We start from the raw sequence: 15,636 nt of genomic DNA, 5'->3' as shown, positions 1-15,636 counted from the left end.
TGCAAAAGAACCTCGATCCGTACGGATCGAGGTTCTTTTAGGAAGCTGTGATCAGCGGGTTACTTAAGGAACCAGACCGATGAGGTTGGCAACAGCGCCAGCCCAGTCGCCAGCGGTGCCGAGCAGGTCGAAGAGGTAGGAGAAGATGGTCTCGTTGGTAACTTCGTCGACGGTGACGTTGCCTTCGTCGTCGACACTCTCCTCGGTGGTCACGTAGCCGGAGGAAAGCTGGCCCACAGTGCCGAAGAATTCGATGAGGTTGGAAGACATAAGTGATCTCCTTAGATCAAAAAGGGTGTCAGTGAAGAGATGGTGGTACTAGCTCCCCGGAAGGAGCGGGGGGACTACTCGGTGGTCTCCGGGGTGGTGTCACCGGCGTCTCCGGTGGTGGAGGACAGGATGGCGGAGCCGGCGTCCTTGGAGGCGTCAGCGGCCTCTTCGGTGGTGGAGGACAGCTCCTTGAAGTTGACGAAGAAGTCCAGGGTGTCGCCGAGGACGGTCGGGATGAGCTGGAAGGCGTCGCCGATGTTCTTGCCGAAGGTGGCGAAGTCCTTCAGGGCGTCCTGAATGGTACCGAGATCCATGAGATATCTCCTTGAGTGGACCGACCCCCATGGGCCGGTGAGTTTCCAGTTGACTGACACCCTGCGGGCGTCACGGGGATTATTTTGTCACAACTTGGGGCACCGTCAAGCGCTACAGCCAAACTTCTTTTCCGGGGGCCACCGTAACCCGGCGGTGACATTCTGCGGTGACGAGCATCGTCATCGCAGGTCATTGCCGGCGACCTGCGGAAATGGCATGTCTCAGGTTAATAACACGTGAACGTGGACTGACCGCGTAACATACCACGACCCCTCCCCGATGTAGCGCCGACCCATAACCACCACATTAATCGGACCTACCCCCGAAAAGGGGAAACGCCGCTCCCAGGAACCGTAAATGGTCCTGGGAGCGGCCGTAAAGGGGCGTCGATAAGCGGCTTCTAGAAGCCCATACCGCCCATGGCGTCGCCTGCACCCTCCGGCATGCCAGCGCCAGCCGGCTCCGGCTTGTTGGCCACGACAGCCTCGGTGGTGAGGAACAGCGCGGCGATGGAGGCGGCGTTCTGCAGCGCAGAGCGGGTCACCTTGACCGGGTCGTTGATGCCCGCGGCCATGAGGTCGACGTACTCACCGGTGGCGGCGTTGAGACCCTCACCGGCCGGCAGGCCGGCAACCTTGTCGGCCACGACACCGGCCTCGAGGCCGGCGTTGAGGGCGATCTGCTTCAGCGGTGCGGACAGGGCCTCACGGACGATCTTGACGCCCGTGGCCTCGTCACCGGTGAGGCCGAGGTCGTCGGCGAGCACCTCAGCGGCCTGCAGCAGCGCGACACCACCGCCGGCGACGATGCCCTCGTCGACAGCAGCCTTGGCGTTGCGGACTGCATCCTCGATGCGGTGCTTACGCTCCTTGAGCTCCACCTCGGTAGCGGCACCGACCTTGAGCACCGCGACGCCGCCGGCCAGCTTGGCCAGACGCTCCTGCAGCTTCTCACGGTCGTAGTCGGAGTCGGAGTTGTCGATCTCGGCGCGGATCTGCTTGACGCGACCCTCGATCTGCTCGGCGGAACCGGCACCCTGGACGATGGTGGTGTCGTCCTTGGTCACGACGACCTTGCGGGCGGTACCCAGCAGCGGGATGTCGGCGGTCTCCAGGGACAGGCCGACCTCCTCGGCGATGACCTGGCCACCGGTGAGGATGGCGATGTCCTGCAGCTGGGCCTTACGACGGTCACCGAAGCCCGGGGCCTTGACGGCGACGGACTTGAAGGTGCCACGGATCTTGTTGACGACCAGGGTGGACAGAGCCTCACCCTCGACGTCCTCGGCGATGATCAGCAGGGGCTTGCCGGACTGCATGACCTTCTCCAGCAGCGGCAGCAGATCCTTGATGTTGGAGATCTTGCCGGACACCAGCAGGATGTACGGATCCTCGAGGACGGCCTCGCCGCGCTCCAGGTCGGTGGCCATGTAACCGGAGATGTAGCCCTTGTCGAAGCGCATACCCTCGGTCACCTCGAGATCGACGCCGAAGGTGTTGGACTCCTCCACGGTGATGACGGAGTCCTTGTTCACCTCGCCGCCGCCGACGGCGTACATGGCCTTGGCGATCTGCGCACCGATGGCCGGGTCAGCAGCGGAGATACCGGCGGTGGCGGCGATCTCCTCCTCGGTCTCGACATCCTTGGCGGACGCCAGCAGAGCCTCGGTCACCTTGGCGGTGGCCTGCTCGATGCCGCGCTTGATACCCATCGGGTTGGAACCGGCGGCCACGTTGCGCAGACCCTCACGGACGAGAGCCTGGGCCAGGACAGTGGCGGTGGTGGTGCCGTCGCCGGCGACGTCGTCGGTCTTCTTGGCGACCTCCTTCACCAGCTCCGCACCGATCTTCTCGTACGGATCCTCCAGCTCGATCTCACGGGCGATAGACACACCGTCGTTGGTGATGACCGGGGCGCCCCAGCCACGCTCGAGAACAACGTTGCGGCCCTTGGGGCCCAGGGTGACCTTGACCGCGTCGGCCAGGGTGTTCAGTCCGTTTTCGAGGCCGCGACGTGCTTCCTCGTCAAAGGCGATGAGCTTTGCCATGTGTGTTTGTGCTCCTTATTGATATAGGACGACACTCACGTCTGCACTCCAACAGGCGCCCGCGACGGCACGGTCGGTGAGTGTGAACCAACCTCACCCGCTGAAGACATCGATTTCTGGCACTCACTGGATTTGAGTGCTAACCCGTTTTTAGCAGTCGAGGCGGGCGAGTGCAAGGCACAGCACGGCGAGGCGCATCAGATCATGGCCGCAGCCTGCGTCCACCGATCGTCGCCCCAGAACCACACCATTGCGAACACGATGAGCGCGACGACGATGATCGCCCCGCCGATCGCCATGAGGAGACGTCGACGGCGCTGCCGGTTGACCCGAATCTCGTCCTGTCGCCTCTGCTCGTCGCGTGCGGCGATCTCGGCCCGTGTCGTCTCCACCGGCGGCCCGACCCGCGGTCCCGTCGGTGCTGATCCCGGGCTGAAATCCGGACGGTCGAAACCACCCCGGATACCCTCGTGACCACTGTTCATCAGAGACCTCCCGTCCTGCTGGTGCCGTCGAAGAGAGCGAACTCGGAGAACTTCTGCCGCAACGGATCCATGCACCGGAACGGGGCGATGCCCGTCCGGCTCACGCGGTCCCCCTCCGGGGACGCACCCAGCGCCGACACGACGAAGCACTGGTACCGGTACCCCTCCGTGCCGAACAACGGGGTGTTGAGCTGGTTGATCATCTGCGTCGCGTTCAGGCACTGCAGTAGGCTGGACACCTCCATGTGCAGCAGGTGACTGTTCTCCGGATCGAAAGGTTCCGTGGGCAGCGCTCCTTCGCGACGGAAGGACGCCCCGTAGTTGTTCATCACGCGCTGCCAGTTCACGGTGTTCGGGCCATCGGTGAAATGATGCGCCTGGTTGACCTCCGACAGCCGCTGCATGACGTCAAACTTCGACAGACACAACGCGATGTCCGGGCGGTGCTCTGTCCCCAGAACCCGCAGCACGTTCTGCAGGACGACCGTGGGGTCGTCGTCACCCACCTCGTGGATCGGCACCGACCCCTCGAGCAGCTGGCGGATGCGCGGCACCGCCATCGGGTCGAAGAGGAAGAGGATCTGATCGGCGGCCCGGAAGAATTCCAGTTCCTCCTGCCGCTCCTCGAAGTTCTCCTCCTTGAGGTCCTCACCCGCGACGTCGCGGAAGACGACGAAGATCTTCTGGAGCTGCCCGTCGCGGCGGTGCGTGCCGACGTCGAAGATGAGCGGGCGGTCTTGGTGGGCGTCCGTGGACGACACCGGCGGGGTCGGCGGCAGCAGTCCCATCTTCTCGAAGAGCGGCTTCTCATAGCGCTCGGTGTACGTGCGACGGGTGTGTTCGTCGGCGTAGCGGAAGGTGCCCTGGTTCTCGATGACCAGCCGCTCCAGCAGCTTGACGATCACCGCGATGTACAGGCTCTTGCCCGAGGTGCGGGCACCCGCCATGGCGAACGTCAGCGTGCCCGACCCCTGCCACCCCTCCGGCAGGTGGTACTCCTGCTGCTCCGAGGGGGTGAGGAACGGGGAATGCTCCGCCTGCGGATCCTGCATCTCCTGGAAGGTGTAAGGGCAGCGCGTCGGCAGCACCCCGGTGTGAATGGTTCTCGCCATCGTCTACTTCTCTCCCTGTGTCAAGGTGTCGAACATGGTTCTCGTCTCCACCGCGAGGGCGACAGCATTCTGCTCCATCACGGCGTTAATCAAGGTCTCGTCAAAGACCGTGAAACTGATTCCCCGGGAATCCACCGGCCTCCGAGTTGTCAACAGGTGGACGACGCCGCGCCACCCTGCCACCTCTGCAGGCAGATCATCGGACAGCACCACCAGCGCGTGTTCCTCATCAAGCGCTCCCAGGTCCCGGCTCCATCCGACCTCCTTCGCCGGGAAGTCCCCCGGCGTGAGCTGACGGATCGCCTCCGGCCCGGACAGGACCTCCACGGATGTGGCGGAGCTGCTGGTGGCCAGACGGATCTCACGATCGCCGCTGCTGGTCGACAGCACGCCGGCGGCGAACATGCACATCGCCTCGAACGCCCGGGGGCTCGTGTTGAGGTGCATCGACGACGAGACGTCGACAAGCAACACCACGTCACGACGCCGGCCCTCGGGCAGGCTGTCCCTCTCGATCGAGCGCCGCAGGGCCGAACGCACGCCGGCCGAGTACTCGTCGAGCATGGTGTCGCTCGTGGTTTCCGCGACCGTGAGCCGGACCCTCCCCTCCGCCGGATGCAGGACCGCGACGGGGAAGGAGCGCAGGCCGCCGACCTCGAAGGTGGGGAAATCGACACGGACGTTCTCGTCGTCCTCCGACAGCAGGTCGAGAGTGACGAAGAGCTTCGTACCCGTCGGGAAATAGGAGTGCCCGTATCCCGGCGCGACGGAGATCTCGGAGATGTCCTGCGGATTGCGGATGGCCACCTGCTTTCCGCGGCGGTGAGACTCCATGTGCGGGGTGGACACCTCGAAATCCAGCTTCCCCGACAACTCGATGTGCAGGCGACCGGTGAAGGAGTCACCCTCGATCTCGAAGGACTGTCCCGCATTGAGACGGATGCTATTCACTGTCTTCTCCTCTTCGTGCTTCCCTCGTCTGCTCGGTGATGCCGCTCGCGACGGCGGCCACGATCTGAGCGGTGCCGCGCCCCATTCCGTCCAGTTTCTCCTTGTCACGGTGACGTTCCACATCCGCCAGGATCCGGTCGAGCAGGACCGGACGGTGCCCCGCCGACAGAATGTCCTCGGCGACGGTCCTGCCCAGGTCGCGGAACTCGGTGGTGGTCGGTGGTGGCGTGTCCCGGCGTTCCAGTCTCCTCTTCAGGCCCTTCTCCACGGCCTCCAGCATGAGTTCGCCGAGGACGTCGAGAAGCTCATCATCTGCGGCGCGGTCACCGCTGATGAAGGGCTCCACGCTCAGGTGGAGACACACCGCGTAATACACGCGGAGCATGTCGTGGGAGAAATCGCGCGAACTGGTGCTGATCACCCGACCGTCGCGCCAGTCCCGCAGAATTTCGAGCGTGTCCGAGCGACGCAGCCAGGCGACGATCTCATCCCGGCTACGGCCCGAACCCAGGGCGCGGGTGATCCGTTCCCCGGCGGGCCGCGGTGCGCGGATCGTCTGCTTGCGCTCCCGGTCAGCCAGAGTGAGCAGAGTCAGCAGGTCCGGATGTGCACTCGGCGGCATCGGCAGGTGCGGTGCGCCGCGGAAGGAGTCCGCGTCACGGAACAGCCCCCGGAACTCCGGGTTCTGCACATCCTCGGCCGGTACGAGGCCCGTGCGCAGCAGGAAGTTGAGGTAACCGACGAGTACGTCCGTCGGTGCCGACGCGAGGCCCGGGACCCGATCACGGGCCGTGACCGAGAGGGTGTCGAACTCCCGCTCCGGGGCCTTCGGAGGACGGACATCCGGCCAGACGTGCTGCCCGAGTACCAGACGAGGATCGTCGACGACACGTCGCACGAGGTCGAGATCGGCGTCAACCACCGCGGGAGACGGCGCCCGGGGAGACTCTGCGAGATGCCGCTCGGCGACAGCCGCCAGCTCCACCCCGAAGTCCCCGGGACGGGACCGGACCACCCGCGCCAGGGCGTCACCGAAGGACTTCGTTTCGCCGCCCGACTCCGTGGTGAGCAACTCGACCAGGGAGGCCGGCGAAACCCCGACGTCGAGGACTCCCATCGTCAGCAGCGCCCACGTGGTGCGCGGCACCGACTGCTGTGTCTCCGGGTCAGCGGGGTCAATGACGGTGATCCCGCTGCGGCGTCGGAGCTCGTCCTTGTCCGCGACGGGCACCACGAGCACGGGGTGGTGCTGATTCGGCAGCGCCGTCGGCAACGCCTGGGCCCGCTCGAAGGTGGAGAAGCGCAGCAGGCGGCGCGACTCGGCCGGCGACAGCGTCGATGAGAGCACCTGCAGCCAGTACACGGCCTCATTGGAACTCTTAAGCACCAGAACCGGCGTGGTCTCCCCCTCAGAGAGAACGTCCTGCAGACGGAACAGGGCACCGCTGCGATTACCGAGCATGGTGGTCACCATCGTCCACGCGACGGACAGGTCCGTGAGGGGACCCGGACGCGGCTCCTGCAGCTGCGGATCCAGTTCCACGGCCTCCACCTCGGCAATGCGGAACGGGGTCTGCAGGTCCGGTGACCGGTAGAGGTTCACCGGGTACGTCGCGGAAAGCGGTTCCGCGAGGTCCCGGTCGATGGCCGCGTGGGTGAACACATTGCCGGGCCGCCCCGTGGCGTCCTTTCCGGCGGGCACCGACTGCATGAACAGGCCCCTGTCCCCCAGCGGGAGATACTCGAATCGACGCGGCAGCTCCGCGATCTCACCGGCACTGATGAAGTCGTCGATCGGTGCCGTGGGAACCACGCTGGTCGGCGCGTACTCCATGACCAGCGCCTCCTCCTCCGAGGTGGCCTCCACCGAGGGGCCGGTATGCCAGCCGCCGCTGCCCGCACGGTTGCGAAAGGAGGCGTACGTGACGTGCGCCCAGCGCGGCTGCCCCGTCACTGCGCTTGCCCGTTCAGGTAGTTCCGCCACTCGTCGAGGTACAGGTGGACCGGGGAGGGATCGATGACGGCGACCACCGGGGTTCCCTGGCGGTGGTCCTCCCGGGCGAACAGGCGCAGGAGCAGACCCTGTTGTTCCCCGAGGATCGCCGGGTCGATCTCCCAGAACTCCACCACCTGATTCGGATACAGCTGCGAGGAGTTCACGCCGGGCAGGAAGTCCAGCCCGTCCGGTCGATCCCCCACGATGCGGCGGGTCTTCACCTCGAGGCCGTCGTTCGGTTCCAGCGGCAGCCGTCCATGCTGCAGGCGGAGCGTGAACTGCCGGTGGTTGTGGTCCTCCCGGTCGCTGTAAAGGACGAGGCCGAGGTGCCCGTTGTAGGGGACGAACTCGTAGCGGAACTGGTGCAGACCGTCGTAGTGGAGCACCTCTGGGTCGCCCCAGATCTGCTGCCCCTCATAGACACGGGACGGAAAGAGTGCGATGTCACCGGCGGCGGGCAGCTGCAGGCGCATGCCTCCCTCCTGCTCGTAGGTCTGCCGGTGGATGGAGGCGATGTTCGACCCCGGTGCCTCCGGGCCCGGGCCGATCTGATGACCGGTGCCCAGTTCCCCGTAGACGACGGTGACCTCGTGGGCCTCCTCCGGCCAGCCGAAGGTGAGGAACTGGTTGTTCACACGCTCGTACAGCGTGGGGTTGGTGATTCCACCGACGCGCACGCGCGAGTGGGACCGCCCCACTCGGGCCTGATTACCCACCACGCTGACCGGGGTGATGAACACGGAGTACCAGTCCTCCGGCCAGTCCACCGAGCAGCTGGTCATGCCGCGCTCAAGGTCGTTCGCCCAGTCGCGCTGCGCCAACCCGAACGCCTCCAGCTGATCGACCTCGACGACGCGGTCCTGCAGTCCGTCCACCGGCGCCTGCTGGGTGCGGTAGATCCACACCTCACCGGAGTCCGGGTTCTCCCAGTTGATGCTGAACCGGGTGTCGAAGCCGTCCGAGAGCTCGTCCACGTTGATCGGCACATCAACGACCTCCGCGTTGACGTAGACCCGGAACTCCTCGGAGTCGGCCGAGGCCCGCTGCTCACCACGGATGAGCACGTAACGACGCGCGACGAACTTGTACTCCTCGCCCTTGTACTGCGGGGTGTAGCGGAACCCCTGGAGGTTCTGCGTATCGACGGCGATCTCGTCCCGCCTGGTCACCCGCCTCGCCGCTGCCTTCGCGGCGAACACCGCCACGCGGTGCGTGTGTGGCAGCGGAGCCCATTGTCCCTTCACCTTGGAACCGGCCACCGACAGGTCGATGTGGTCGATCGGGCGGATGTAGGCGGTCTCGCCGAGCAGCCGCGGCTCACTGCGCAGCGCGTTGGTCTCTGAGCTCCCCTCGTGCATCCACACCTGATACTGGCGGTAGGCCGTGGTCAGCGGATCCCGGTCCAGCCAGTAGTCTCCGACGGTGACCGCACGTGGTTCACCGGCATCCGGGTCACGGTCGAACTCCTCCTCATCACTGATGATGCGGAAGAGCCGGACCAGTCCGTTGCCCGTCGCAGACGCCGGCAGTGCCCATTCAAGGACGACGGAGCCGTCGGGTTGCACCTGCGCGCGCAAGTCAGCGCCCGGGATCTCCTCCGGGTCGGCGAAGCCGTCGAGCATGCGGAACTCATTCGGCTGGTAGTCGCGCAGGTTCGGGTCTTGGTACTCGAGCTCGGGTGCAGGCTCTGGGTCTGGCTGGACGTCCGTCACCGGATCCGGTTCGGGCTCCAGGATCTCCTCCGGTTCCTCCTCCACCTCGGCGTACTCCACGGGATCTCCGGCATCGGTGGTCGCATCGGACTCGAACGACAGCGTCGGCTCGTAGAGCGAGTCATGGATCCCGATGACCTCGGCGTTGTCGGTCAGCGCCAGAGCACGCACCTGCCTGAGCGCCTCCGCCCAGACGAGGAGGGCGGGGTAACGGCCCCCGTCCTCCAGTTCGCTGTGATCCTGCGCCGCAGCGACCAGCTCCTCGCCGGTGGGCAGCGCGTCGTCGTCGTACCGCTGACGAGCGAACTCCCGCCACGTCTCGAAGGCGGTGAGAATCTTTAGTTCGGTCGACATCTAGAACTCTCCTGTTCCTGGCAGCTCAGGCCTGGTCTGCTGCGTGAGCATGGCGGGACGCTCCGGGGACTGGAAGTCCTCGGAGACGGGCATGGCGCGCAGAATGTCCGCGCTGAGTGCGGGACGTTCGGGGCGCCGGAAAGCAACGTCCCCCTGGAACGCCGGCCCACCGACCTGGACCAGCACCTCGCTGACGCCGATGGCGTCGAAGGTGTTGCTGTTGCGGTGATAGGTGCAGTAGCGGGGATCGAGGTCGAGAACACCGTCGACACGCCCCTTCTCCGTGGCGATCTCGCCGTTGAAGGCGCCGACGGTGCGGACCTCGTCCAGCTGCAGCCGGGGCGATGCCGTCTCCCGCTTTCCGGCGCGGTAGATCTGCAACGGGGACAGGATGTCCGCGTCGTTGTGGCGGGAGTTGTCCCGCAGCTCTTCGGTGATGGCCCGCCACTTCTCCTTCGCCCGGTCGCGGGCTCGGAAGGACTCCCCGGTGACGGTTGTCGCCAGGCGCGCGAGGGCACCCTCCGTCCCGCTGCCCGAGGTTGAGAACACCTCGTTCACGGCGATCCTGTGGTGGGCGTCGGAGAGCGTCAGAGCCTCCTTGAGGCCGCCCATGACGTAGTCATCCAGCCACCCCTCTCGGTAGAGGTCTCGACGGAATCTGTCCGCGAGAGCATCCACGGCGCCCGATCCCGGCGTCGCCTCCGCGAAGACCACCGAGTCCGGCATCGTGTTGACCGGGATGGTCGAGTCGACCCGGAGATGACGGATCCGGCCGAAGGGTTCGGCCAGCAGCGCGCCGATCATCCGGGAGGTCGACAGGAACTGCCGGTACCCGACTCCCAGGCGCAGCAGCGCCCGGTCCACCTCCCGCAGGTCCGCGCGTGCGGCCTCCAACTCACCGACCACGTCGCGACGGCGGTGCCGGAAACGGATCTCATCGCGGGTTTCGAAGACCACCTGCAGCACCCAGCAGAGGATCCACAATCCGGCCCACACCCCGAACATCCACCCCTTGGCGGACGCCGATGCGGCATTGAGATTGGCGGCCCAGCCCCACAAGGGCTCGTCGAGAAGCGTCGTCCGGAGGTTCGCCCATCCCCACAGCCCGGTGAACACCACCAGAGAGGACATGAACACCCACCCGAACCAGCGAGCGGCACCAGCCGCGGCACCGGTCTCCTCGACCTCGGCGTGATGGTTCTCCAGCTCGGCGATCTGCCGGTCGAGGGCGTCACGCTGCTTCTCCAGCCGCGTTTTCCGCTCCACCAGCCCCCGCCCCACGAAGTAGGCGAAGCTCTCGGAGTTCTCCTCCTGCCACTGCTTGAAGTCACCGATGACCCGGCCCACCTCCCGCTGCCCGCCGTGTCGCTGGTCGGACAGTCGACGCTCGTAGTCGGCGACGCCAAGCAGATCGTAGGGGGCGATGTCACCGCCGCCCACCGTAGATTTCACCTCGACGGGCAGGTCCCGGCCGAAACTGGCGTCGGGCCCCGGTATGACGTCGGCGGAGCTGCGCGCGACGCGCACCTCCCCCTCGGCGTGCTCACGCACGACACCCGGGTAGGACGCCTCGCTGCTGTCGGTGATGTGGCGCGGCGAGGCGTCGAGAAGCGACATGGCGGTGTTGGCGTAGGCGGTCCACATCCACCCCAGTTCCCGGGTCGCCTCGAGGCGCAGGGTCTCCGGGCGGGGTGCCCGCTTCGTCTGCTCCATCAACTCACCATCGGTGGTCTCCCGGTAACCGCCCACGTGGGTGCGGGAACCCTCCCCGTAAAGGGTGGACTGCACCGTGTCGTCGACGAAGGACCGGGTTTCACCCGAGAGCTCACGGAAGAAGCGTGCGGGAGTGCTCACCATTCCCCGCCCCCAGGCCCGGAGGAACTCCCCTGCTGCCGACGACGAGGTGGTGTAGCGGGTCTTGTCCGCCAGCACCTCCGACCGGTGCCCCTCCAGGCGGCGGTTGAACTCGGTGAGCAGGTCCTCCGCGGCATTCTGGGCGAAGGCCACCGGGTCCTCCGTGTACTGCGGGGACTGCCCCGGGCGGTTGAGGCGGGGCAGCGGGTTGCGGGTGGTGTCGAAGATCCGGGCCTTGAGGCGGGCCTGCACCTCCTGGCCGTCGATACGGCGGTAGTAGGCGCGGACCAGCCGGAACGACCCGCCGCTGCCCGGCTCCAGGCGGGCCACCGGAGCGCTGCGGCTGCCCTCCCACAGTCCGAAGAGACTGGCGATGCCGGCCACGCAGTGCAGCGTGAAACGGTTGTCCAGGGCGTCGAAGTGGAACGGCACGGTGGCGGACTCCGGACCCGGGGAATCCTCCGGCGCGAGGAACAGGTTCGTGTACCCGCGCAGCGTCGGCAGATCGCCCTCGAGGGGCGCCTCCACCGCCGAGATGATCAGGTTCGTCCGCTCGATCCGGGGGCCGGTGAGCACACTGTCGATGGCCTCGAGCAGTTCCTGCAGCTCATCACTGCTGATCGTGCCGTCCGACACTCCGACGACGTTGATGACACCCAGGTGCAGACCGGAGACATTGAGCCGCGCGACCAGGGCATTGAACGGTTCCCGCGTGATCTGCGGGGTGCCGTCCTCGCCCAGGCACAGGTAGGTGATCTCCGAGGAGGAAGACGAGAAGGTGTCAGTGTCCACCCAGGCGAGATCCCGGGTGAGACCGGTGGCCGTGAAGTCCTCCAGGGTCTGACGGATGCCGTGGGACAGGCATCCCCGTCCCACGAACACCGTCAACGCGCTGTCGTGATCCAGCTGCTGATTCATCAGAATTCACCCGCACCCGGCATGGCGGGAGTACCGGAGGAGGAACCACCGGCGAACGGGGAGGTCGGCATGAGCGTCGGCTGGGTGGTGGGCGGGCCCTGGTGCCTGCAATCCTCGAGAACCTCGGCGATCCGGGCGGTGGCCTCCGCGACGTCGATGGCCAGATCGGCGAAGACCGGGACCTGGGAGGCGAGCTCACGGTCGGTGATGTCACCGTAGGGGCGGTCGTTGTTCGCGGTGCGCAGCAGACCGGCCCCCAGGCGAGAGCTCGGGATGTAGGCCTGGGCGATGGCGTTCTGCTTCTCCAGCCACTCCTTGACGGCGGCGTAACGCGCCTCCATCGTCGCAGCCGGTTCGGTGCCCGGGATCATGTGCAGCTCACCGGACTTGCGCTCACCGTTGTACAGCCACTCGTGGAGGAGTCGCTGACCACGGGTGGTGCGGCCTGGCTTGGAGGGCTCCGGCTCCGCATCCCACAGCTGACGCAGCAGCATGTAGGGCTTCATCGAACCGAAGACCGGCTGCTCACCGACGCGCGCCCAGGCCAGGGAGACGGACTCCAGGAGGTTGGGCAGCCAGTCGAGGGTCTGCCGGAAGCGCGAGACGGGGGTGAGCATCGGCACGTCGAAGTCCGTCCAGGTACCGGAGTTCTCGTCGAAGATCTGCACCGGGGTGTTGTCCGAGGTGTCGAGGGTGCCCGGTGAGTTCACCTGGCCGGTGAGGCGGCCGATGTACCAGCCGAGGACCATCGCCTTGCGGTCGGCGTCGGACAGCGGCAGGGCGGCGACGAGCGAACGGGCGCGGCGACCGTGCCAGAACTCGACGCGGGTGCCGGTGGTCTGACGCCACTGCTTCTCGATGGGTGGCAGAAGGGAGTCGAACACGATCGGCGCGTAGTTCGGGTAGGAACCGAAGATGTCAATCGACCGCTCCTCGCCCTGGTTGGACAGAGCCGTTCCGAGCGGCTGCGTCACATCCGACGGGTGGTGGTTCGGGTAGTCACGGACCGCCTGCTCCAGCATGCTGCCGACCTCATCGCCACCGAAGGGGATGCGCGAGAAGTTGAAGTTGTAGGAGACCTCCTTGCCGTAGATCGCCTGCACCAGCTGGGAGTTGATCTGAGCCAGCGGCAGCGCGTAGGTCATGGCCTCACTGAACTTGCTCAGCACGGTCTGCCGACGCACGCGGCGCTCGTGCTCGGTGAGCGCCGGGGAGGTGACGAACTCACGCAGCGAGCTGGAGATGAACTGCTGGAAGGAGAAACCCGGACGGCGGATGTACTGACGTGCGCGTTCGAGAATGTCATTGGTGCTGATCCTGAAGTCGAAACGTGCCGGACGCGGGTCACGGGACATGCCCTGGTTGTCCGGGTCGCGGCTGAGCTCGCGGGCCACCCACACGTCGAGCAGACGCAGCAGATCACGCGGGGCCTTCTCCGAACCGGAGAGGGCCTCCCACTCGCCGCTGACGACACGCTCGGCGGAGATCTCGAGGGCACGATCGTAGTCGTAATCCTGCTGCTCTTCCGTCTTGGCCGACTGGATGATGTCCGCGACGAACTGATCGACAAAGGAGTCGACCTCGGTGAGGAACACCTCATTGGCGGCCTGGCTGAAACGCTTCGGCACCTCCGACTGCGACTCGTCGGGCCACAGGGCCGGCACGTCGGTCTTGAGCTGGGCGACGCCGAGGTTCACGTCGCTCGTGAGCTCGGTGTGCTTCTCCAGCTCGAGGTGCGATTCACGGATCTTCCGGTCCAGTGGATCGATGAAGTTGCGGAGGAAGTCCTCCAGCGCGGCCTCGAGACGGTGCGCGATGTGGCCGACGGCACGGCTGCGGATCTGCGGAGCAGCGTCGGAGACGATCTCCTGGACGTAGGCGGAGGTGTCGTCGATACGCCCCCGGTTACCCTCCAGGTCCGCACGGCGCTGGTCGTTGAGGACGACAGCCTGGGGAGACATGCTGGAGTAGATTCCCCGCAGCTCCCCCAGGACCGTCGTGGCGATTCGGCTGCGGATCCGCTGCAGAAGTGCGGAACCGTAGGGGACACCGTACTTGCCGATCTCATCCCTGAGCAGATTGAGCAGCAGCGTCTGGATACCCTCCGGGCTGGCCCAGGCGCTGACGCCCTGGTAGAGCTCCTTCTTCTGGTCCTGGTCGATCTGCGCGCTGATGCCCTGCAGGGTACGGTTGACGTCGAGCACCCACTCGCTGCCGCGCTTGTTCTGTCCCAGCGGCATCTGCTCGCTCAAACGTTGGGTCATGGAGCGGGTCCAGTCCTCGATGACTTTCTGGAATGCCTGGTAGATCCAGTTGCCGGCGTTGCCCTTTTCCGGAAGGAACTCGTGGAGACGGGCGTCGAGGGAACCGCTGTTGTTGTCCAGTCGCTTCTGGATCTGCACATCAGCCGGGGACTCGTCCGTTGGATCGTAATGGCCCTTGAGCAGGCGCTCCACGGACTTCCGGGCGAGACGCTGCGCCGCGTACTCGGCGTAACGGTCACGGCCCATGGACAGCTGGGCGTAGCCGAAGCTGCCCCACGGCACGTTCTTCGGCTCGGAGGACCCCCACGCGAAATAGTTCGTGTCCGCGTCGAAGGTGCCGCGGTTGCCGAGCGTGAAGGCCTTGTAGTGGCCCATGGACTGTTCATCCGAGAGCAGTGCCGCCAGACCACGGCCGAGCGCACGGTAGACGGTGTCGGGCTTGCCGTCACCGAGCATCGCCCCGTTCTCGCCGGAACGCACGCCGACGGGGAAGATACGGCCGACCGGGATGTCGTCGTCGCCGACCGCCACACCCAGGGCGTTGAACAGTCGCTTGTCCTCCTCGGTCGCAGATCCGAGCTGCGCGGCCACCAGCTCCGCGAACATGGCCAGGGCGTTCGGGTTGGTGCCGGCCACCTGATCGCGGGAGACCTGGGAGAAGATGTCCGGGGTCACCATGAACAGGGAGTTGAGGGAGACCGCGTTGCCCTCGAGCCCGGTGAGCAGACGGCAGACGTCGATGGCCATGGACGCACCGGCGCCACCCGCCATGGAGGACACGACAAAGACCAGCGGCTGCTCCTTGGCGCTCTCACCACTGTGCTCGGCACGCCCGTAGAGAGCGGAACGCAGGTCCGCCAGCTCACGGTCGGTCTCTCCACCGGAGAGGACGTCCCAGGACTTCTTCAGTTCCTGCTGCGTCTCCTGCAGCTTACTGAGGAACAGCATGCGGCCGATCGAGCGGTACTGACCGGCGCCGGCGGAGATCGGGGTCGTCTCCGCGGCCGGGTTCTCCAGCGCCCAGCTGGCGATGGTGCCGAGCTCACCGCGGCTGGCGAGCTGATTGGACACGGCGGTGTCGACGGTGGCGTAACGGTCCGAGGAACCACAGGAGATGTAGCGACCACCCGCCTCCGGGACGTTCGCCAGGTTCTTGCCCGGTCGCTCGGCCACCGTCGGCACGTCGACGGAGACGAACTGCCACGCACGCGGAAGATCCACGTCCTTCGGACTGTCATACCGCTCCGGCAGACGCTCGGCCAGTGTGGTCTTGAGCTGGTCCATCATGTAGGCCAGGGTCTTGGCACCCGATCCACCACAACCGACGACGAGAACTTTGTGCATTGCTATTCCTTACT

General features: G+C 66.1%; 10 protein-coding genes. All 10 read right to left on the bottom strand.

Features of this window, described 5'->3' with window-relative positions; translation table 11 throughout:
- Nucleotides 1–63 precede the first annotated feature (63 nt).
- Nucleotides 64–270 carry a PorA family porin gene (locus tag B9Y70_RS05915; RefSeq protein ID WP_085549329.1) on the bottom strand — a complete coding sequence of 69 codons (207 nt, stop codon included), beginning with the start codon at nucleotides 268–270 and terminating at the stop codon, nucleotides 64–66.
- Nucleotides 271–344: 74 nt separating this feature from the next.
- On the bottom strand, nucleotides 345–584 hold the full coding sequence (locus B9Y70_RS12755) for a PorH family porin (protein ID WP_085549328.1): 240 nt from the start codon (nucleotides 582–584) through the stop codon (nucleotides 345–347).
- 401 nt (nucleotides 585–985) lie between these two features.
- Nucleotides 986–2,632 (bottom strand): chaperonin GroEL, encoded by a 1,647-nt coding sequence (groL, locus tag B9Y70_RS05905; RefSeq protein WP_085549327.1) that lies wholly within the window; start codon nucleotides 2,630–2,632, stop codon nucleotides 986–988.
- Between the two features lie 197 nt (nucleotides 2,633–2,829).
- A complete protein-coding gene (locus B9Y70_RS05900; RefSeq protein WP_143337547.1) occupies nucleotides 2,830–3,117 on the bottom strand; it encodes a hypothetical protein in 288 nt (95 codons plus the stop codon).
- Nucleotides 3,117–4,229: a TRAFAC clade GTPase domain-containing protein gene (locus B9Y70_RS05895; RefSeq protein WP_143337546.1), complete on the bottom strand. Its 1,113-nt coding sequence runs from the start codon at nucleotides 4,227–4,229 to the stop codon at nucleotides 3,117–3,119. Before B9Y70_RS05895 ends, B9Y70_RS05900 begins: the two co-directional genes overlap by 1 nt.
- A 3-nt stretch (nucleotides 4,230–4,232) precedes the next feature.
- Entirely contained in the window at nucleotides 4,233–5,180 is a 948-nt protein-coding gene (locus B9Y70_RS05890) for a vWA domain-containing protein (protein ID WP_085549324.1), read from the bottom strand.
- Complete coding sequence (locus B9Y70_RS05885; RefSeq protein ID WP_085549323.1) at nucleotides 5,173–7,134, bottom strand: GAP1-N2 domain-containing protein; 1,962 nt, start codon at nucleotides 7,132–7,134, stop codon at nucleotides 5,173–5,175. The genes B9Y70_RS05890 and B9Y70_RS05885 overlap by 8 nt, the downstream gene beginning before the upstream one ends.
- A complete protein-coding gene (locus tag B9Y70_RS05880; protein WP_085549322.1) occupies nucleotides 7,131–9,242 on the bottom strand; it encodes a SaeA-related protein in 2,112 nt (703 codons plus the stop codon). Before B9Y70_RS05880 ends, B9Y70_RS05885 begins: the two co-directional genes overlap by 4 nt.
- Nucleotides 9,243–12,014, bottom strand: a complete 2,772-nt coding sequence (locus tag B9Y70_RS05875; RefSeq protein ID WP_085549321.1) for a hypothetical protein — start codon at nucleotides 12,012–12,014, stop codon at nucleotides 9,243–9,245.
- A complete protein-coding gene (locus tag B9Y70_RS05870; RefSeq protein ID WP_085549320.1) occupies nucleotides 12,014–15,622 on the bottom strand; it encodes a tubulin-like doman-containing protein in 3,609 nt (1,202 codons plus the stop codon). Before B9Y70_RS05870 ends, B9Y70_RS05875 begins: the two co-directional genes overlap by 1 nt.
- Nucleotides 15,623–15,636 lie beyond the last annotated feature (14 nt).

This window comes from Corynebacterium pollutisoli, assembly GCF_900177745.1.
Taxonomy (GTDB): domain Bacteria; phylum Actinomycetota; class Actinomycetes; order Mycobacteriales; family Mycobacteriaceae; genus Corynebacterium; species Corynebacterium pollutisoli.
The sequence above is the reverse complement of the archived record's forward strand: the minus strand, read 5'-3'. Positions and strand labels throughout refer to the sequence as shown.

Bases quoted from the DNA above. Each gene is read 5' to 3' on its own strand.
- B9Y70_RS05915 (WP_085549329.1), bottom strand. From the start codon at position 270: ATGTCTTCCAACCTCATCGAATTCTTCGGCACTGTGGGCCAGCTTTCC.
- B9Y70_RS12755 (WP_085549328.1), bottom strand. From the start codon at position 584: ATGGATCTCGGTACCATTCAGGACGCCCTGAAGGACTTCGCCACCTTC.
- groL (WP_085549327.1), bottom strand. From the start codon at position 2,632: ATGGCAAAGCTCATCGCCTTTGACGAGGAAGCACGTCGCGGCCTCGAA.
- B9Y70_RS05900 (WP_143337547.1), bottom strand. From the start codon at position 3,117: ATGAACAGTGGTCACGAGGGTATCCGGGGTGGTTTCGACCGTCCGGAT.
- B9Y70_RS05895 (WP_143337546.1), bottom strand. From the start codon at position 4,229: ATGGCGAGAACCATTCACACCGGGGTGCTGCCGACGCGCTGCCCTTAC.
- B9Y70_RS05880 (WP_085549322.1), bottom strand. From the start codon at position 9,242: ATGTCGACCGAACTAAAGATTCTCACCGCCTTCGAGACGTGGCGGGAG.
- B9Y70_RS05875 (WP_085549321.1), bottom strand. From the start codon at position 12,014: ATGAATCAGCAGCTGGATCACGACAGCGCGTTGACGGTGTTCGTGGGA.
- B9Y70_RS05870 (WP_085549320.1), bottom strand. From the start codon at position 15,622: ATGCACAAAGTTCTCGTCGTCGGTTGTGGTGGATCGGGTGCCAAGACC.